The sequence below is a fragment of the Streptococcus oralis genome (genome assembly GCF_023109005.1).
Lineage (GTDB): Bacteria > Bacillota > Bacilli > Lactobacillales > Streptococcaceae > Streptococcus > Streptococcus oralis_BU.
On record NZ_JALDTU010000006.1, the window covers coordinates 55,935 to 75,082 of the forward strand.

Annotated in this window: 20 protein-coding genes and 3 pseudogenes; 3 read left to right on the forward strand and 20 right to left on the reverse strand. The window is 38.3% G+C overall.

The window, feature by feature from the left end:
* Positions 1 to 35: 35 nt before the first annotated feature.
* The 5 genes and pseudogenes from M1F56_RS06905 to M1F56_RS06920 all read right to left on the reverse strand — a co-directional run bounded on the left by M1F56_RS06905 (position 36) and on the right by M1F56_RS06920 (position 2,960).
* Positions 36 to 893, reverse strand: a complete 858-nt coding sequence (locus M1F56_RS06905) for an alpha/beta fold hydrolase (RefSeq protein ID WP_247917283.1) — start codon at positions 891 to 893, stop codon at positions 36 to 38.
* 148 nt (positions 894 to 1,041) lie between these two features.
* Positions 1,042 to 1,243: pseudogene (locus M1F56_RS09760) on the reverse strand (EamA family transporter); the annotation flags it as partial.
* A 101-nt stretch (positions 1,244 to 1,344) separates the two neighbouring features.
* A complete protein-coding gene (kphA, locus tag M1F56_RS06910) occupies positions 1,345 to 1,584 on the reverse strand; it encodes an RNA-binding protein KphA (RefSeq protein WP_000379617.1) in 240 nt (79 codons plus the stop codon).
* A gap of 19 nt (positions 1,585 to 1,603) precedes the next feature.
* Positions 1,604 to 1,876: a 30S ribosomal protein S16 gene (gene rpsP / locus M1F56_RS06915; RefSeq protein WP_000268760.1), complete on the reverse strand. Its 273-nt coding sequence runs from the start codon at positions 1,874 to 1,876 to the stop codon at positions 1,604 to 1,606.
* 214 nt (positions 1,877 to 2,090) lie between these two features.
* Entirely contained in the window at positions 2,091 to 2,960 is an 870-nt protein-coding gene (locus tag M1F56_RS06920; RefSeq protein WP_247917284.1) for a DUF2971 domain-containing protein, read from the reverse strand.
* A gap of 394 nt (positions 2,961 to 3,354) precedes the next feature.
* On the opposite strand from M1F56_RS06920, the gene M1F56_RS06925 reads away from it, so the two are divergent.
* A complete protein-coding gene (locus tag M1F56_RS06925) occupies positions 3,355 to 4,158 on the forward strand; it encodes a peptidylprolyl isomerase (protein ID WP_247917285.1) in 804 nt (267 codons plus the stop codon).
* Between the two features lie 55 nt (positions 4,159 to 4,213).
* Here the strand turns inward: M1F56_RS06925 and M1F56_RS06930 are convergent, their stop codons facing one another.
* The 7 genes from M1F56_RS06930 to M1F56_RS06960 all read right to left on the reverse strand — a co-directional run bounded on the left by M1F56_RS06930 (position 4,214) and on the right by M1F56_RS06960 (position 10,709).
* Entirely contained in the window at positions 4,214 to 5,755 is a 1,542-nt protein-coding gene (locus M1F56_RS06930) for an ABC-F family ATP-binding cassette domain-containing protein (protein ID WP_247917286.1), read from the reverse strand.
* A gap of 1 nt (position 5,756) precedes the next feature.
* Positions 5,757 to 6,236, reverse strand: a complete 480-nt coding sequence (locus M1F56_RS06935; protein WP_247917287.1) for a VanZ family protein — start codon at positions 6,234 to 6,236, stop codon at positions 5,757 to 5,759.
* A gap of 1 nt (position 6,237) precedes the next feature.
* Positions 6,238 to 7,323 carry a 23S rRNA (adenine(2503)-C(2))-methyltransferase RlmN gene (gene rlmN, locus M1F56_RS06940; RefSeq protein ID WP_247917288.1) on the reverse strand — a complete coding sequence of 362 codons (1,086 nt, stop codon included), beginning with the start codon at positions 7,321 to 7,323 and terminating at the stop codon, positions 6,238 to 6,240.
* A 20-nt stretch (positions 7,324 to 7,343) separates the two neighbouring features.
* Positions 7,344 to 7,874, reverse strand: coding sequence for a YutD family protein (locus M1F56_RS06945; protein WP_084874176.1), 531 nt, complete (start codon positions 7,872 to 7,874; stop codon positions 7,344 to 7,346).
* A 154-nt stretch (positions 7,875 to 8,028) separates the two neighbouring features.
* Entirely contained in the window at positions 8,029 to 8,634 is a 606-nt protein-coding gene (gene sodA / locus M1F56_RS06950) for a superoxide dismutase SodA (RefSeq protein ID WP_000974733.1), read from the reverse strand.
* Positions 8,635 to 8,703: 69 nt separating this feature from the next.
* Entirely contained in the window at positions 8,704 to 9,741 is a 1,038-nt protein-coding gene (gene holA, locus M1F56_RS06955) for a DNA polymerase III subunit delta (protein ID WP_247917289.1), read from the reverse strand.
* 32 nt (positions 9,742 to 9,773) lie between these two features.
* Positions 9,774 to 10,709 carry a dihydroorotate oxidase gene (locus M1F56_RS06960; RefSeq protein WP_247917290.1) on the reverse strand — a complete coding sequence of 312 codons (936 nt, stop codon included), beginning with the start codon at positions 10,707 to 10,709 and terminating at the stop codon, positions 9,774 to 9,776.
* Between the two features lie 205 nt (positions 10,710 to 10,914).
* Between M1F56_RS06960 and gdhA the strand changes: the two genes are divergently transcribed.
* Positions 10,915 to 12,261, forward strand: coding sequence for an NADP-specific glutamate dehydrogenase (gene gdhA, locus M1F56_RS06965; RefSeq protein ID WP_247917291.1), 1,347 nt, complete (start codon positions 10,915 to 10,917; stop codon positions 12,259 to 12,261).
* 96 nt (positions 12,262 to 12,357) lie between these two features.
* On the opposite strand, the gene M1F56_RS06970 is transcribed toward gdhA, so the two are convergent.
* From M1F56_RS06970 to M1F56_RS06985, 4 genes and pseudogenes are all read right to left on the reverse strand, one after another.
* Positions 12,358 to 13,002, reverse strand: coding sequence for a TetR/AcrR family transcriptional regulator (locus M1F56_RS06970; RefSeq protein WP_247917292.1), 645 nt, complete (start codon positions 13,000 to 13,002; stop codon positions 12,358 to 12,360).
* Between the two features lie 16 nt (positions 13,003 to 13,018).
* Positions 13,019 to 14,023 (reverse strand): NADP-dependent oxidoreductase, encoded by a 1,005-nt coding sequence (locus M1F56_RS06975; RefSeq protein ID WP_247917293.1) that lies wholly within the window; start codon positions 14,021 to 14,023, stop codon positions 13,019 to 13,021.
* 213 nt (positions 14,024 to 14,236) lie between these two features.
* Positions 14,237 to 14,605 (reverse strand): EXLDI protein, encoded by a 369-nt coding sequence (locus M1F56_RS06980; protein WP_213988041.1) that lies wholly within the window; start codon positions 14,603 to 14,605, stop codon positions 14,237 to 14,239.
* A 62-nt stretch (positions 14,606 to 14,667) separates the two neighbouring features.
* Positions 14,668 to 15,480: pseudogene (locus M1F56_RS06985) on the reverse strand (DUF2268 domain-containing protein); the annotation flags it as partial.
* On the opposite strand from M1F56_RS06985, the pseudogene M1F56_RS06990 reads away from it, so the two are divergent.
* Positions 15,461 to 15,781: pseudogene (locus M1F56_RS06990) on the forward strand (NADP-specific glutamate dehydrogenase); the annotation flags it as partial. The pseudogenes M1F56_RS06985 and M1F56_RS06990 sit on opposite strands and share 20 nt — an antisense overlap.
* Positions 15,782 to 15,802: 21 nt before the next feature.
* On the opposite strand, the gene M1F56_RS06995 reads toward M1F56_RS06990, so the two are convergent.
* The 4 genes from M1F56_RS06995 to M1F56_RS07010 form a co-directional block, all read right to left on the reverse strand.
* Positions 15,803 to 16,369, reverse strand: coding sequence for a hypothetical protein (locus M1F56_RS06995; RefSeq protein ID WP_000443019.1), 567 nt, complete (start codon positions 16,367 to 16,369; stop codon positions 15,803 to 15,805).
* A 437-nt stretch (positions 16,370 to 16,806) separates the two neighbouring features.
* A complete protein-coding gene (locus tag M1F56_RS07000; protein ID WP_037612959.1) occupies positions 16,807 to 17,994 on the reverse strand; it encodes a tyrosine-type recombinase/integrase in 1,188 nt (395 codons plus the stop codon).
* Positions 17,966 to 18,235 (reverse strand): DUF3173 family protein, encoded by a 270-nt coding sequence (locus tag M1F56_RS07005; RefSeq protein ID WP_000450956.1) that lies wholly within the window; start codon positions 18,233 to 18,235, stop codon positions 17,966 to 17,968. The genes M1F56_RS07000 and M1F56_RS07005 overlap by 29 nt, the downstream gene beginning before the upstream one ends.
* Positions 18,236 to 18,542: 307 nt before the next feature.
* Positions 18,543 to 18,764 carry a helix-turn-helix domain-containing protein gene (locus M1F56_RS07010; RefSeq protein ID WP_016397755.1) on the reverse strand — a complete coding sequence of 74 codons (222 nt, stop codon included), beginning with the start codon at positions 18,762 to 18,764 and terminating at the stop codon, positions 18,543 to 18,545.
* Positions 18,765 to 19,148 lie beyond the last annotated feature (384 nt).

Below are 19,148 nucleotides of genomic sequence, written 5' to 3' on the forward strand. Positions count from 1 at the left end.
TTCTAGGGATTTTCACAAGTTGGATAGGTCCTATCTTACAAGGCTACTACTTCTTCAAAAAATTCACCAACTATCTGATTAAACTCTTTAGGGTGGTCATTCATCGGTTGGTGTTTGCTATCTGAAATCGTTACTTGACGCGCATTGGGATTCAAGGCAATGATACCATCATAGATTATTTTTAGGTGTTTGGGAAAATCGTTTTCACCTCTTACTAATAGCATAGGGGGATTTCCATGATAACCTTCTATCTCATGGACAGCCAAAAAACCTGTGATACCAAGGTTCAAAAAAACATCTCGTCCGGTTTCTATAATGGCCGTCTTGACCAATTCTCTTGTGATAGGATTATCTGTACACATTTTTGAGTTCTTATCTGCAATCACCTTCCAAGGAATCGTTTTATACATAAGAGAAGAATATTTTATGCGATTTCTCTCTTTATCCGATAGGTAACGATGCTGTCCCCAACTATCTACCATGACCAAGGCTAGAACTCGATCTGGATGACGATAGGTATACTCTTGAAGTGGATTTCCTCCCCAAGAATGTCCGACCAATATCACCTTATCTAGCTGGAAATAGGACAAAATAGCATCTACATCTTGAACAGCACCTTCTAAGTCAGGTAGGCCAACTTTCATAGGTGATTCCCCCTGCCCTCGAACATTGACAAAGTAAAGGTCAAATCCATCAAAAGCATCATACTGGTGGGCCCACATCTGACTACGTCCACAAGCTCCATGATAGAAAATAATATGCCCTTTACTTGAGCATCCAGGGCGATGATAAACAACCAAATCACAATCTAAGACTGGTATAGTGTGACGCTCTAACATCTCGTGTTTTCTGTTATAAAAGGCAATAGCTTCAGCTATATCATTTTGCTTCATTTCTACACTCTCTCCTCTTTATCCTAGTATCATTCTTTTATCTATTTTATCATGCTATATTAAAGTCATCGTTCTCTAAATTTGATTTCATTAAAAATTTTGAATTTTCTGCATTATTTAGATAAAGAAAAAGGCTGCTAAGCAATCTTTACTTTTTTCTCATCAGATTCATGCCTAAAATTCCAGCAATAATCAAAGTTGCTCCGAACACATGGTAACTAAAAATTGGTTCGTGGAGGATAAGCTCCGGCTAGAATGGTCAAAACTGTTCCAAGATTACCAAAGACACTGACGGATGATGCTCCGAGGCGAACAATAGCATAGATAGAGAGACTACCAGTCACGATTGAGACCGCTGGTAATGTTCGAGTAAGTAGGCTTGTAATTGTCTGATCGTTAAATCTTTCATCTTCTCCTCCTCAAAAAAAGCGAGACATCTGTCCCGCTTTTTTTATTTTTCATCGATAACGATTCTTACTTTCTTGTCTTCAGTTGGGACAGAGTAGACAATCGTTCTTATCGCTGAGATAGTGCGACCCTTACGACCAATAACACGACCAACATCGCTCTGGTCAAGATCCAAGTGATACTCCAAAAACTCTGGTGTGTCTTCAATCTTAATAGTTAAGGCATCAGGTTGTGAAATCAAAGGTTTCACAATCGCAATAATGAGATTTTCAATCGTATCCATCTGTCAACCTACTTTAAACTTATTTTGAGAATTTAGAATCGTGGAATTTTTTCAATACGCCTTCTTTTGAAAGGATGTTACGAACTGTATCTGAAGGTTGAGCTCCATCAGCCAACCATGCAAGAACGCGGTCTTCTTTCAAAGTTACTTGGTTTTCAGCAACAAGTGGGTTGTAAGTTCCAACTGTTTCGATGAAACGTCCGTCACGTGGTGAACGTGAGTCTGCTACGTTGATACGGTAGAAAGGTTTTTTCTTAGAACCCATACGAGTCAAACGGATTTTAACTGCCATTTTTTAATGTCTCTTTTCTTATTTTTTATTTCGGTGAAATAGCTGAGCTATTTAGCACATGTTCTATTATAGCAGATTTTTGACAAGTGTCAAGAAAAAAACTTGACAGAGTATCATTTTTCTAAAACATCTAAAAATTTCTTAACTAAAGTCTATAAACAATAAATACCAGTATCTATTACACGGACTAAAAAAATATAGATTTTATAGAGTTTTATCTATAGCTAGCCTTAGATTTCTGTACACTTACTTTTTTTTCTATTATTTTATTAATAATATTACTGACATCACTTTCACTTAATGCGCATTTAGGACCTATGTATATTTCTTCGATTGCTGACGGGTCAAAATCTAATTTAACAAACTCGGTAATATTATTATCCCCTGTAATTCTAAAATCATGTTCTAATTCTACTGGATTCCATTTTTCATGAAAAGCACCATAACTGTTAACTATTGTCTCAAATTTCAAATCATCACAATAAATAAGTCGAACTTCTTTTTCTTCTTCAAATGCTCGATTTTTATATTTTGCAAGTTCTGGAATTAACTCGTGCAAAAAAATCTCTAGTTGCTCTTCTTTTTTAGTAACATTTTTTTCTCTTATCACTACATCTGTTTGATCAGCTATTATTTCCACATCATTTTCTTTACTATCGTAAACTACGCCATTAGTATAAATTACTTCTTCAAGAAGTATATTCGATGCAGCACTCAATTTCTCTAGATTAAATCCTATAGAAACCCCCGTCCCATCTTCTGCGTAGGCTCTCCATTGGCTCAATATATCCGGTTCTTTAGAAAAACAGCTAATGTAAACACTTTTCTGTCCTCTAGAATCTAATTTTTTCATAAGTTCTTCAAAAGTAAAATCTAAATGTGAACGCAATTTCATCATTTCAAAAATTGATTCTGGCAAATCAAAATCCACTCCACTTAAAGTAGTGTCTTCACTATTTAATTTTTCAAGATACCATTTTATTTCTAAACTATCATTCATCTTTAATGGATCCGAAAGATAAATTTGTTTATTCTTAATAATATTTAAAAAAGTATTTAAAGAACAATAATAATAACCAAGCATATATACACCTCTAAATATATATTTATTTATATATAGCATAAATTGATTTCGGAGTCAATTTTTAGAGTAAAAATAATCTTCAAAAAAATTTGATTTTAAAGAATCTATAATTTAACAATTATTAGGACTGTCTAAGATAAAGGCTGCAGATCTGGACCAAGTCCTTCATTACAACTTGACAGAAGAAGAATTAGCAACTCACTTTTCGATTCGTAGCTACGGATTAACTCCTAAGGGAGAGCAGATACTGGAATAGTAACAGGAAATTATCGACCGACATCCGAAGAAAAATCTCTAATTAAAGCAATTTTCAGTAAATTGTCTTATCACTAAAATTTGAAATCACCTCCCTTTTAGGGTACAATGGTAGAAATGAATTTTTGAGAGGAAAATAATGAAAAAACTAGCAACCCTTCTTTTACTATCATCTATTGCCCTTGCTGGATGTACTAGTATCCAACGAGGTCTCCGTGGTGATGACTATGTCGACTCTAGTATCTCAGCTGAAGAAAGCTCAAAAGCAGCTGCGCAGGCTGCCAAAGATTTAAATGACGCACTCACCAATGAAAATGCCAACTTCCCTCAACTTTCTAAAGAAGTTGCTCAAGATGAAGCCGAAGTCATTTTACACACAAATCAAGGCGATGTACGTATCAAACTTTTTCCAAAACTAGCACCGCTAGCAGTTGAAAACTTCCTTACTCACGCTAAGGAAGGCTACTATAACGGTATCACCTTCCACCGTGTAATTGATGGTTTTATGGTACAAACTGGAGATCCTAAAGGAGATGGTACAGGTGGCCAATCCATCTGGCATGATAAGGATAAAACAAAGGACAAGGGAACTGGTTTCAAAAATGAAATCTCTCCTTACCTGTACAATATCCGAGGTGCACTTGCTATGGCTAACACTGGTCAACCAAACACCAACGGTAGCCAGTTTTTCATCAACCAAAACTCAACAGATATTTCTGCTAAACTTCCTACAAGCAAGTATCCTAAAAAAATCATCGAAGCTTATAAAGAAGGCGGAAATCCTAGTCTAGACGGCAAACACCCTGTCTTTGGTCAAGTGATCGAGGGCATGGATGTTGTTGATAAGATTGCCAAGGTTGAAAAGGATGAGAAAGACAAACCAACTACTGCTATCACCATTGATAGTATCGAAGTGGTGAAAGACTACGATTTTAAATCCTAAACAACCTAAAAATACAGTATCCGCATTCGATACTGTATTTCTTTTTTCCTCATTTTTAAGTTAGCTTGTTAAAGTCCCATATTTGGTCCATCCAGCCTTCATAGAAATCTGGCTCGTGACAGACCATGAGGATACTTCCTCTGTACTCTTTGAGAGCCCGTTTGAGTTCATCCTTAGCATCCACATCCAAATGGTTGGTAGGTTCGTCAAGTACTAAAACGTTGTTTTCACGATTCATCAAGAGACAGAAGCGCACCTTGGCTTGTTCTCCACCCGACAAGACCTGAATTTGACTTTCGATATGCTTAGTTGTCAAACCACAACGAGCAAGGGCAGCCCGAACTTCTGCTTGGTTAAGTGCAGGAAAGGCGTTCCAGACAGCCTCTAGTGGTGTTTGACGATTACCCCCTTCTACTTCCTGCTCAAAGTAGCCAAGTTCAAGGTAGTCGCCACGTTCAATTTCCCCAGCGATTGGCGGAATAATGCTCAAGAGAGACTCCAGGAGAGTTGTTTTCCCGATACCATTTGCCCCAATAATAGCAACCTTTTGATTGCGTTCAAAGGTGAGGTTTAAAGGCTTGGTAAGGGGACGGTCATAACCAATCTGCAAGTCCTTGGCTTGGAAGATAAAGCGCCCAGGCGTACGAGCTGGTTTGAAATCAAAGGATGGTTTTGGCTTTTCACTTTGAAGTTCGATAATATCCATCTTATCCAATTTCTTCTGACGAGACATGGCCATATTTCGTGTTGCAACACGGGCTTTATTTCGGGCAACAAAGTCTTTGAGGTCGGCAATTTCTTTCTGTTGGCGTTCATAGGCCGCTTCCAACTGAGATTTTTTCATAGCATAGACTTCTTGGAACTGGTAGTAGTCACCAGAGTAACGCGTCAGCTGTTGATTTTCCACATGGTAGACGATATTGATTACGTCGTTGAGGAAAGGAATATCATGCGAAATAAGAACAAAGGCATTCTCATAGTTTTGGAGATAACGCTTGAGCCAGTCAATGTGTTCAGCATCCAAGTAGTTGGTTGGCTCGTCAAGCAACAAAATATCTGGTTTTTCAAGGAGAAGTTTAGCCAAAAGGACCTTGGTTCTTTGTCCACCTGATAATGCTGTTACATCCGTATCCATGCCATAGTCCATGACACCGAGAGCACGCGCTACTTCATCAATCTTAGCATCCAAAGTATAGAAGTCACGACTCTCCAAACGGTCTTGGAGTTCGCCAACTTCTTCCATCAGCGCATCGATATCGGCTCCGTCTTCCGCCATCTCCATATAGAGGTCATTGATACGTGCTTCTGCTTTAAATAGCTCATCAAAGGCCGTACGGAGCACATCACGAACAGTTTGACCTTCCTTTAGCACAGCGTGCTGGTCCAGATAGCCAGCAGTCACATATTTGGACCACTCCACCTTCCCTTCATCTGGCAACATCTTACCAGTCACGATGCTCATAAAGGTTGATTTTCCCTCACCATTGGCACCGACTAAACCGATGTGTTCTCCCTTGAGGAGACGGAAAGACACATCTTCAAAAATTGCACGGTCACCAAAACCGTGACTCAGATTTTTAACTTCTAAAATACTCATTCTAATTCCTTATCTTGTTTTTATGCAATCCTTTATAGAGGAGCCAAGCCAGATAGCTACCCAAGGTATTGGTCCACAAATCATCAATCTCAAAGACCCTATTAAAATCAAAGAAAAAGTCTAAGACCAGCTGCGTGCATTCAATTCCTAAGCTCAGAAGAAAACTGAAAAATAGGATTTTTTTCGTTTTTCGTAAGTTTGGATAGAGGTAGAGCAGTTGAAAGACTAGTGGGAAGAGCAAGAAGACATTTAAAATGTTCTGCAAAAAGATCCAAATGACTTGTCCCAAACTGGTCACTTCACCCAGATTCCAAAGGGAGTTTAAAGGAGTTAAAAGAAAAACCAGGCGTCCAAAAGTTTGAATACCTGGAGTTTCCACTCCTGTAGGAAGTTGAGGCTGGGGAGTGAAGCAAAAACAGACAATGCATAGGCTATAAACAGCCACTCCCAATCTTAAGGTTAATTCTCTTTTTTTAGTCATTTTATGGATTTACCGCTGCGACTGCCTTCTGGCGGTCACGTTTCATTGTATTGGAGCGTAATTGTCCACAAGCTGCATCAATATCAGTACCATGTTCTTGACGAACAACACAGTTGACCCCTTTTTTCTTGAGGGTATCGTAGAAGGCCATCACGCGCTCTTTAGGACTACGGCTATATTGGTCATGTTCACTAACTGGGTTATAGGGAATCAAGTTTACATAAGACAATTTCTTGATATTTTTGAGCAATTCCGCCAGCTCCAAGGCTTGTTCAACACCGTCGTTGACTTCATTGAGCATGATGTATTCAAAGGTCACACGGCGATTGGTTGTTTCGATATAGTACTCAATGGCTGCAAAAAGTTTTTCAATCGGAAAGGCACGGTTGATCTTCATGATGCTTGAGCGCAATTCATTATTGGGTGCGTGAAGGGAAACAGCGAGATTGACCTGTACGCCTTCATTAGCAAAGTCACGAATTTTATGGGCCAAACCTGAAGTTGAAACTGTGATGTGACGAGCACCGATAGCCATTCCCTTGTCATCATTGATGGTACGGACAAAATTCAAAACATTGTTGTAGTTATCAAATGGTTCACCAATTCCCATGACAACGATATGGCTGACACGTTCGTCCTTACCACGCTCATCAAAGTATTTCTGAACCAACATGATCTGCGCTACGATTTCCCCGTTATTAAGGTCACGTTGCTTCTTAATCAAACCAGAGGCACAGAAGGTACAACCGATATTACAACCGACCTGAGTGGTCACACAGACTGACAAACCGTAGTGTTGACGCATCAGTACTGTCTCAATCAACATGCCATCTGGCAACTCAAAAAGATACTTAACGGTACCGTCAGCTGACTCTTGCACAATTCGTTGTTTCAAAGGATTTACGACAAACTGCTCATTGAGCTTAGCAATCAAATCCTTGGAAAGATTGGTCATTTCTTCAAATGACTGGACACGTTTACGGTAGAGCCATTCCCAGATTTGATCTGCACGGAATTTCTTTTCTCCTTGCTCTAATACCCATTCTTGCATGGTTTGACGTGTTAAACTATAAATAGACGGTTTCATCTCTTCTCCTTATTCTCTATCTATTTCTGACGAATGACAAAATGGCGCTGTCCCTTGTCCTCTTTCTGAGACTTTTGGTCCTTATGACGACGTCTATTTCGCTTATCCGCATTTGGTTTTCTCTTGTTTTGCGAAGGTTTCTTGCCTCTTCTAGAAGGGTTTTCCTCCTCTTTTTTACGCATTTTCTTGTCAAATGAAGCACGCTTCGGTGCTTGATTTTCAAGGACAAAATAGGCACAGCCATAACTACAGTACTCTAAAAGATAATCTTGTAAGCGACTGATCTTTTCATTTTTTTCCTCTGTTCGGTCGTCTTTATAAAAGCCACGTAGACGGAGCTGTTCATTGCTCCAGTCCCCCACGACATAATCAAACTTGGTCAACACTTCTGAAAAGCGCTGATTAAAGACTGTCACATCGAAAGCATCCTTGATATTTTCAACCAAGGTAAAAGCAATCCCTTCAGTCTCAACCTTATCCCCATTTACCTGAAATTCTGGGCCAGGAAACTTGTTATAGTTGTATAATTCAGGTGCAATTTCTTTACGCATAGTCTTCCTTTTCCACGATTACTTAACACTCTATTTTACCATAATTTCTGGCAATTAGCACATTTCTCATAAAAATGAAAAAAGTCTGACGATTTTGTCAGACTTCTGCCATATAAAGCAAAAAGAGAAGAATGGCTCTTCCCTTCCTATTTTTTTATTTTGCTGCTGCGTAAAGCTCATCTACTTTGTTCCAGTTGATAACTGAGAAGAAAGCTTTGATATAGTCAGGACGCACGTTGCGGTATTTCACGTAGTAAGCATGTTCCCAAACGTCCAAGCCCAAGATTGGTTTTTTGCCTTCTGAGATTGGTGTGTCTTGGTTTGCTGTTGAAGTTACTTCAAGCTTCCCTTCTTTGTTGACAACCAACCACGCCCATCCAGATCCGAAGCGAGTTGTAGCTGCTGCTGTAAAGGCTGCTTGGAACTCTTCAAATGAACCAAATGTTGCATCGATTGCTGCTGCAAGTTCTGCTGAAGGAGCTGTTTTTTCAGGAGTCATCAATTCCCAGAAAAGAGCGTGGTTCAAGTGTCCCCCGCCGTTATTGATAAGCGCTTGGCGGATATCAGCTGGGATAGATTCTACATCAGCAAGCAAGGCTTCAAGGTCTTCACCGATTTCAGGGTGTTTTTCAAGAGCAGCATTCGCATTGTTGACGTAGGTTTGATGGTGCTTGTCATGGTGCAAGTGCATTGTTTCAGCATCGATATATGGTTCCAAAGCGTCGTATGCATATGGAAGATCTGGTAAGATAATAGCCATCTGTAATACCTCTTTTTCTTTCTATATGAAAATGATAACGCAATCATCCTCTTTTTTCAAGTTTTTTGCTCAATTTGCCTCAGTCGCAATCTGCAAGAGTGCCTTTTCAAACAAGTAACTTTTTTCATAGACACCTGTCTTAATCTGGTAGTCTGTTTCAATCAAATAAGAAATTGCTTGTTTGAGAAAGGCCAAGGAAATCCCTCTCGAATCTCTGAACGCGAACTTGATTTGATAAGGATTAGGATTGCGTCCCAAGTAAGTTCCCAGACTGCTTGCAATCTGCGATTCCGTCTGACCAGTCTCTGATAAAATTTTCACCTGAGTAAAGGTTCGAAACTGTCCTAACATGACAGCTATGAGCTTGATTTCGTCCTCCCCTTGCAAGGTCAAATCTCTAACCAAGTCACGCGCCTGGTCAATCTTTTTACCCAAGATAAACTGAGTCAAATCAAAAATATTGTCCTGCAAGGTCTTGGGAACAGCCTCGACAATATCCTTCTCCTCAATCACTCCATCGGACTTATAAGACTGCAAAAAAAGGAGATTTTTCTGGATTTCACTAAATTGAAAACCAGACTTGATGAGTAGATTTTCAAAGGATTGCCCCACAAACTGCAGACCTTGTGTCTGACTCCATTTTTGGAAATACTGGCGCAGTTCTTGTTCCTTGGGTTCAATAGCATCAAATACTGTCGCATCTCGTTTGAGCAATTTGACCATCCGTCTTTTACTATCTAACTTTCCTTCTGCAAAAATCAAGAGTTTAGTCGTCGGCGAAGGGTTATCAAGGTATTCTTCAAATGACTTGAGCTCATCATCTGTTAAAAAACGTTTCTTGGCTGTTGTAATATCGACAAAATGGTCTAATATCACGATTTTCTCATCCGCAAAGAAAGGGAGACTGACCAGCTCCAACTCTAAGTCTTTATAAGCTACTTCTTTCATATCAAAGTAAGCAAAATTGAGATCAGCTGGATCATAACCAATCTGTTTCAACACTTGACTCTTCATAACTTCAAACTGGCCCTGATCTGTCCCTGTAAATAGGTTCAAGCTAGATAGATTTGATAAAGTCAACTTCTGACTGTCTTCAATGGCTAGCATCTTCTCTCCTTTCTTCTTATTTTTTATTAAACTTAATCAATATAGCGCAATTTCCCACGGAAATCTTCTAGGCTCTCGTACCCTTTTTCCGCCATAATAGCTTTCAGTTCATTGGTAATTCGTTCAAAAGCACCAACACCTTCCTTGTGGAGAGTCGTTCCTACTTGCACCATACTAGCACCACAGAGGATATGTTCAAAAGCATCACGACCCGTTAGAACACCACCCGTTCCGATGATTTGGATTTGAGGATTTAAACGTTGGTAGAAGGCGTGCACATTAGCAAGAGCAGTCGGTTTGATATACTCTCCACCAATGCCACCAAAACCATTTTTAGGACGAATCACGACAGACTCGTCTTCTATATAAAGGCCGTTTCCGATAGAGTTAACACAGTTGACAAACTTGAGTGGATATTTGTTGAAAATAGCAGCCGCTTGGTCAAAGTGAACAATATCAAAATAAGGTGGCAATTTGATCCCAAGAGGTTTGGTAAAGTAGGCAAAGACTTCAGACAAGATACGGTCTGTTGTCTCAAAATCATAGGCAATCTGAGGTTTTCCTGGAACATTTGGACAAGAGAGATTAAGCTCTGTCAGTCCTTTAAACTCACTCTCTTGGACTTTTTTCAAGATGGTATGTGTTTCCTCTGGAGACATGCCGACTAGAGATAGGAAGAAAGTACGGTTTGGCTCCTTTTCCTGCAAGTCCAAAAGATAGTCCAGATAATAGTCTAAACCATTATTTGGCAAGCCCATAGAGTTGATAGAACCAAGTGGAACATCCTGGTAACGTGGTTCAGGATTTCCCTGACGAAATTCCAAGGTCGCTGTCTTCGTGACAAAGGTTCCCGCTGCTGAGTTTTTGACTCCTTCAAGTTCCTCTATTGTCATACAAGCCACACCTGCTGCGTTCATCAAGCAATTGTCAAACTCAAAGCCAGCTATTTGTGTTTTCGTTAATACCATGATTCTGATCCTCCAGATTCCTTTTATTTCTAATATTATACCATACTTTCAAATTTTCTCTTTGAGAAACTAATTTCTATCTAAAACGTTCGGTTTTGTAAATTGAAAGAATTTTTAGAAAATTTCTGTTTTTTTCTTTACACTCAAAAAAATTTCTGCTATAATGGCTCATGTAATAAAATATAACAACAAAAAGGAGAACGATATGACATCTGCTAAAGACTATATCCAAAGCGTGTTTGAAACTGTAACAGCTCGTAATGGGCACGAGGCTGAATTTCTCCAGGCGGTTGAGGAATTCTTCAGTACCTTGGAGCCTGTCTTTGAAAAACATCCTGAGTATATTGAAGAAAACATCTTGGCACGTATCACCGAGCCTGAGCGCGTGATTTCTTTCCGTGTTCCTTGGGTTGACCGTGATGGAAAAGTCCAAGTGAACCGTGGTTACCGTGTTCAATTCAACTCAGCTGTTGGACCATATAAAGGCGGACTTCGTTTCCACCCAACTGTAAACCAAGGGATCTTGAAATTCCTCGGATTTGAACAAATCTTTAAAAACGTCTTGACTGGCCTTCCAATCGGTGGAGGTAAAGGGGGATCAGACTTCGATCCTAAAGGAAAGACTGATGCTGAAGTGATGCGCTTCTGCCAAAGCTTTATGACAGAATTGCAAAAATACATCGGACCATCACTTGACGTCCCAGCTGGCGATATCGGTGTTGGTGGACGTGAAATTGGTTACCTTTACGGACAATACAAACGCCTTAACCAATTTGATGCTGGTGTCTTGACTGGTAAACCTCTTGGATTCGGTGGTAGCTTGATTCGTCCAGAAGCAACTGGTTACGGTTTGGTTTACTATACTGAAGAAATGCTCAAAGCTAATGGTAACAGTTTTGCTGGTAAAAAAGTGGTTATTTCAGGTTCTGGTAACGTAGCTCAATATGCTCTTCAAAAAGCAACTGAACTTGGTGCAACTGTTATCTCTGTATCTGACTCAAATGGTTATGTCATTGATGAAAATGGTATCGACTTCGACCTTCTAGCAGATGTGAAGAATAACCGTCGTGCACGTTTGACTGAGTACGCTGCTGAAAAAGCCACTGCTACTTACCATGAAGGTTCTGTATGGACTTACGCTGGGAACTACGACATCGCTCTTCCATGTGCGACTCAAAACGAAATCAATGGTGAAGCAGCTAAACGCTTGGTTGCCCAAGGCGTTGTCTGTGTATCTGAAGGTGCCAACATGCCAAGCGATCTTGATGCGATTAAAGTCTACAAAGAAAACGGAATCCTTTACGGACCTGCCAAAGCTGCCAACGCTGGTGGTGTAGCTGTATCTGCCCTTGAAATGAGCCAAAACAGCCTTCGCCTTTCATGGACCCGTGAAGAAGTTGATGGACGCCTCAAAGACATCATGACAAACATCTTCAACACAGCTAAAACAACTGCTGAAACATATGGTCTTGGTACTGATTACCTTGCAGGAGCTAACATCGCTGCCTTCGAAAACGTAGCCAACGCTATGATTGCCCAAGGTATTGTTTAAGATTCATTTGCTCAATCCTCAATCACTATGATTGGGGATTTTTAGGTTGACTTCAAAAAAGTTCACTATTTAAAATAGTAAGCTTAGAATCAAGATTTATTTTACTTCTACTAAGGCAAAAGACAGGCATTCGACTATTTCATTTACTGCCTCATCTATATCTAGTTCCTCATTATCATTCAACATCATTGGGAGAACATAAGAAAGACTCAAGGCTAAAATATAGCGAACGATCCTTTCGTTTGACCAATTTCTGATAAGGCCCTTCTCTTTAAACTGATTCAGAATTGGGCTAATTGGACTAATAATAGAGTGAACAATAACATTCCCTAACTGGTTAGCAATAGTATTATCAATAAAAGAACGACTCAAGAGAATCTTAACTTGCATTTGATTCTTCTGAATGAAAACTAGTCTATCTCGAACAATGCTTCTCAAAAATAGTGGAAAAGACTCTTGGTTTGCTGTAAATTTCTTCTCAGAAAAATCAGCAATTACATCTGGAATAACTTGTTCGAGAAAAGTTGACAGAATAGCTTCTAATATTCCTTCCTTGGTTTTAAAGTAACTAAAAACTGTCCCCTCTGAAACTCCAGCCTCCTTAGCAATAAGGCTGGCTGTTGTATTTTCAAAGCCAATTTCTGAAAATAGCTTTAGACTTGATAATAATACTTGACGTTGTTTTAAACTCAGGTTGCTATTTTCTAATGTCTGGGCATACTTTTCTTCTAAACTTTCCATTACTAGCACCTCTCTGCTACTCTCTTACTTTTACAACTTTCTTACCTCGAGTATGTCCCGACTTCAGGCTACGATATGCCTCTCTAACAGACTTTAGAGAAAAATCATAAACCTGGTCAATATTCAGCCGAACCTTCCCTTCTGAGACCATTTCCGCTAGAGTGTTCAAATCATCATATGTGGAATGTCTCGGACCTGTGAACTGGGCACCTTTTATCATAACATATGGTGAAGGTACTAGAGTTCCAATAGCCATGCCCTTCAATCCCAAACTGAAAGCCAATTTAACATAATCACTTCCATAGCAATCCAAGAATTTTGTAATTGGCTTTGCACTTGCTGATAGAAGAGCATTCTGGATGTTCTCTTCGTAAGCTACTGGTATAGCACCTAAGGACTTCAGATATTCTGAATTTTTCTTACTTGCAATTCCGATAACTGTTGCACCCTTAGCAACCGCATACTGTACTGCGATACTTCCAATACCTCCTGCTGCTGCTGAAATAACCACAACATCTTTAGAGTTTAGCTCAATCTTTCTAAAAGCACCTCCCACTGTTAGAGAGGCTACACCCATAGTAGCTGCATGGTTCATATCAATCATCTCTGGCTTCAACACAATTTCTGATTCATTGACACAAATTTCTGTTGCCAAAGCTCCCCTCTTGGTGCCTAATCCAGGGTCACTGATCATTGTTCCAAAAACCTTATCACCTACTGCAAACCGACTTACTCCTTCACCAACTTCTGTGATAACTCCAGCAAAATCCCGACCAATACCTCTTGGAAAAAGAGATGATTTTGACTCAAACCAATGACTTGGCTTCCTTAGTTTTGTCATAAAAGATAGAAATCGGAGTGGCTTTGCACCTTCAAAAGTTTTATAATCAATAGGATTTAAACCAACTGCATAAACTTCTACCCTAACTTGATTCACTTTCAAAGAATCAGATTTAATGTTCACTAAATCTAACACTTCTTCATCACCGAAACGACTATATTGTATTGCTTGAACAACCATTGTATGAACTCCTTACACATCTAAAAAAATTGAGTGAGCACTCAATCATTTTTCTTAATTATATGCTTATTCTTCATAGATTTCAACTATACTGTTTCCAAAAGTTCTAACTAAGTTAGCTGTTCATGATAAAAATAGATCTATTTTTCCTTATGAAAGATTATCAAACTATAACTCAAAGAAATCCGACTGCTTATAAAAGCAGCCGGATTTTTATATATCTAATTTTTCAAAAAATTTGCCTGTTGACTGCTTTTCTTTTAGCTTCTCCAGTAGCTCATTCTCCAGAAAAGGACTTAGTTCGTCAAAATCTTGACAAACCTTAAAAACAGTCTCTCTGTCCAACTGGTCATAAGCTAGTTCGTAATAGTCCTTATGATGTTGCCAATTCTGCTCATAATTGATATCTGTTCGTTGATAGTAAACAATATTTTGCTTCGGAGTCAGGTAAAGCTTCTGTGTTAGAATGTTTTTCTGATCTTTGGATAGTTTGCTACGACTGAAAATCTTAACACCTTGAAAAATCTTGCGCTCATGGATACCTTGATTTGTGACTTTTAATTCAACTCTTTTATAGTGCATATAGTCACCTCCCAAAATTACTTTCATTATATCAGACTCTGGCAGATTTGCAAGCAAAAGTGTCATTTCCAAAAATCTTTAGTAGCCTCTAAAATTTCTTCTGTCGGTGTTACTGTGGCCTCAATAATGCTCTTGCCAGTCTTTTTCAGATAAGCTTGTATCAGATGATAGCCATAAGCATAGCCTGCAGCATAGGGCATACCGACTGGTATCTGACCCTGTATCTCAGCTATTTCATCACCGTAAAGATAAGGAGCCATTTCCGCCATCCCTGTTAGCTGAAGCTGACTTGAGATGATGGGCTTAATCTCTTCTAACTGCTCTGGACTGGTTGAAGTGACCCAAGATCCGATGAGATCTTTGCCATAAAGCTCAGCTGCAAAAGACTCTGCCAATCCTTCACTGACTACCCAGTCTGCTAGTGTCGTCTGCTGGTTCCATTTGATAAATTGGAAGCGGACATTGTGGTTGCACTCGTGAGCCAACGCGGCTCGCACACGTGGCAAAGTATAGTCATTCGGTAGCAGACTAAGCATGAGATAACCTGGAATTCCACCATCTCCGCTATAATCCTTATTGAGCTGTAACATGGCCTTTTCAGGGTTGCCCAATAGAATAGTAAAATGGTAATCCTCAACCTCTAAATCATAGCCAGCTTGCTCAAAAAGACCGATACTCCTCTTGATGGTTTCCTGACAGTCCTGCCAGAGTTGATCAGAGCTCAGAGCGTCGATAGCTGGTCTATCCTTTTCTGAGAGAGTTGCGGGCAACTGATTCATAGAGCCAAGCAGGAACAAGGCATCAAATCCTCCAGGATACTTCGCTTTCAGAGGAATGTGTTGAGTCTGGTATTTCGTATCAGAAGGTGCCAACATGCCTAGCGACCTTGATGCGATTAAAGTCTACAAAGAAAACGGAATCCTTTACGGACCAGCCAAAGCTGCCAACGCTGGTGGTGTAGCTGTATCAGCGCTTGAAATGAGCCAAAACAGCCTTCGCCTCTCATGGACCCGTGAAGAAGTTGATGGACGTCTCAAAGACATCATGACCAACATCTTCAACACAGCTAAAACAACTGCTGAAACATATGGTCTTGGTACTGACTACCTTGCAGGAGCAAACATTGCTGCCTTCGAAAACGTAGCCAATGCTATGATTGCACAAGGTATTGTTTAAGAAATATGCTAAAAACCTCAATCAAAACGATCGAGGTTTTTTTGAAGCTTCATCTTCTATCAAAACTTCTTCTTCCATAACATTTTTTATTTTTTTGCCCAAAGATAATAACGTTTCTACATCAGAGGGTTTGCTTGTCCCGAGAGGATTCCAAGTAGAAGATGATAAATTTTCATATTCCTTAGACCGAACTCGAAATTTAATGTTATCCCCCTTGGTGTCTATGTCTACATTTAAGGCTCTCGCCCCCAGTTTAGGCTCCTTATTTTTTATCCTACAGAAAATAACTTCTCCTGATACAATCTCCTTTCCATCACACCAAATCCTAATATTTCTTCCAGATAATTCTACGACAAAATTCTTCACTAGACTACCTTGTATTTTTTTAATTAAAAGAAAACTAATACCAAAAAATACTAATACTATCGTATAAAGAAAAAGAGGTTGTGATTTAAAAAAATCATTCAGTTTTAAATAGAATATAGCCAACTGTATTCCCAATACAGGAAGCATGAGGAACATGGGAAAAAGGATACCAATTATTATATCTGATTTTGCTGTTGTCGCTGTAAATTCATATCTTTCCATCAATATCACCTTTATAACATTTCCTTTTTATAGGACATTAATCCCATACTAAGACGGATGCATCAGGGAGTTCAATCTCCCTTTCCCCTAGCAAAGATAAATTTTGAACTATTCTAAGGATATTGTACCACTATTTCTGCAAAAAATACCTTAGCAAACATCATCTCCTTCCACAGATACATCATCGCTTTATCGATCGTTGGAGTTTGATTGACATGGTTCTCTAATCAAACTCCAGAACTTTATGATGAAAATCTTATGGAACAACTGGAGACACTTTATAAATTTTCTCTTTTCAATTATAAAGAAAACCGCTAATCCTAAGAATAGCGGTTTAATCATGTTTTTAAGCTACTAATGTAGTTGCTCTATTATTTAAGAGTAACAATTTGCAAATCCTATTTTCTCCCAGTATTAGTGGGTTAATTCCTCAATTTTCAACTCTGGCAGGAATTTGGTAGGTAAATTGATAATCCAAGATTATCTAAACTGCTTGTAATCTCTTCTGAAATTGTTGAATCACCTGAATAATACCAATGACTATATGTATTCAACGTGGTTGACTTATCAGCATGTCCTAATCGATATGAAACGTATAAAGTATCCTTATGTAACACATTTATAAGATAAGAGGCATGGCTATGTCTTAAACCTTTACCTGTAATTTCTGGTACACCAGTAATCTTAGCATGCCTTTTTATTATCCTAGAAATTGTAGACTTACACAAGGGGGCACCAAAACGTGATATTACATAATCTTTATCATCATTCTTGATTTGAACTTCTCGCCATTTTTTAAGTATTGTAATCGTAAAATCATCTAAATCAATTTTACGATTCCCTGCTACTGTCTTTGTTTGTTGTTTAGCATACCATACACCGTTTTTGTCTTTCTCAATTGTCGAATGAACATGAATCCATTTACGTTCAAAATCAATATCTTCCCATTTAAGAGCAATACCCTCACTAACTCTTAAGCCAGTCATAAAATATAGCCAGATCGTCATGTAATTATGGAGTCCCTCATACTCACTAATATCAAAAGAGTTTATTACCTTCTTAAATTCATCAAATGTCCAAAATTTTGTATCAGGGTGCTTTCCTCTAGGATTATCTAATCCTTTAAAAGGAACTCTATCAATATAACCCAATCTTTCTGCATAGCCCAGACATGCTTTAAATCTAGACCACATATTTTTAGCATAGTTACTAGAATACTTGTCTATAATAGCTAAGCGAAATCTTTCACAGTCAATAGTACTAATATCTGATAATTTTTTACTACCAAATTGCTTAATAAATAACTGATGATGTGGTAAAGCGGTCTGATAAGTTACAAATTGAACTTTTTGTTGATAATATTTTAAATAAATCTCTTCCATAAACTCTCTAAAAGTTAGAAAACTATTATTAATAGTAGAGTTCACAAATTCATGTTTTAAACGAAGTATCTCTTCATATGCTTCCTTAAAAGAATTAAACGGTAGTCCCTGTTGATTTTTCCTTCCTTTCTTTTGAATTCTTTTCCCAGTTATTGGATCAACTCCTAATTCAATTTGAAAATATATTTTTCCTTTTGAATCTTTGTATACACCTTTATATTTCTTTGTCTTTGATATAACCATTTTTCTCACCTTCTATATCTGAAAAAGAAATACCAATTAAATTTTCTACAATATTTTTAGGAGCAATGCCTAACCTTTTATTATCGAAAGGTGAACATCCTAATTGTACCGCATTCTTATCATTTTTTCTAGCTTCTTCAAACTTTTTTACAGCAATCTTTTTTGCTTGTCTAATAATATTCCTCGATGTGTGCTCTGGAAAACCAATCGCAACTAAATCTTTATAGTTTACTGTTTCCATGATTTTACTACTTCCTTTCTTAGATTTTTTCACCTCCATGGCATGACTGATGAAGTCATCATAAGAATTTCACTTGCTGCTCTTTTACGGTGGCAGCCTGAACGGTCAGAAGTATCATTGTATATCATTTGTATCATGGCATATAAAGTATCGCTCTATTTTATTGATGGTTTTTATATCGCTCTTATCATGGCGAGCCATTCAAAACTGCTCCACAAATGAGGAAAGTACCATTTTGGACTATTTAATTGTCAAAGAACCAAATAAAATAATCTCCTCATTTTCACACTCTATGAAATTGAGGAGATTATTTTCTAAAGCGAATTTTATCAGGAAAATCTGTCAATCCCAATAGGTAGTCTGTACTGACATCGTAAAAGTTTGAGAGAGTTACCAATACATCTGCTGTTAACGTATGCTCACCCCGTTCAATTTTAGCATAAGCTGAGTTTGTAAACGAAAGTATTTTAGCTATTTGTTTTTGGGTCAAATCGTGATCTTCCCTCAAATCTCTCAAACGTCTGTACATCTAGCTTTCTCCTGAGAAAAGTATAATATATAAAACTAAGAAATCATTCAAAGTGTCCTAACTGGACATTTTGAACTAAAATTAATCTATTAAACATATCTCATAAGCATATCTATTATAGGTAAGACAATATTAAGAAAGACGGTCAAAATCTATTAACCGTCTAAAAATGTTATAAGCTATTAAAAAATCAGCAGTAATCCGGTAACAAAAGTCACATAATTTTGTTAAGGAAGGGATTAATGATGTCCAGATTACTACTAACCAGCAAATTGAAAAATGCTCAACATGATATTTCTAAGATGAATCTCTTACTTTCAGAACCTAAAAGTTGAATAATAGCCACTCCCTACTTATCAATAAAATTATCCGTTGCATTAACAG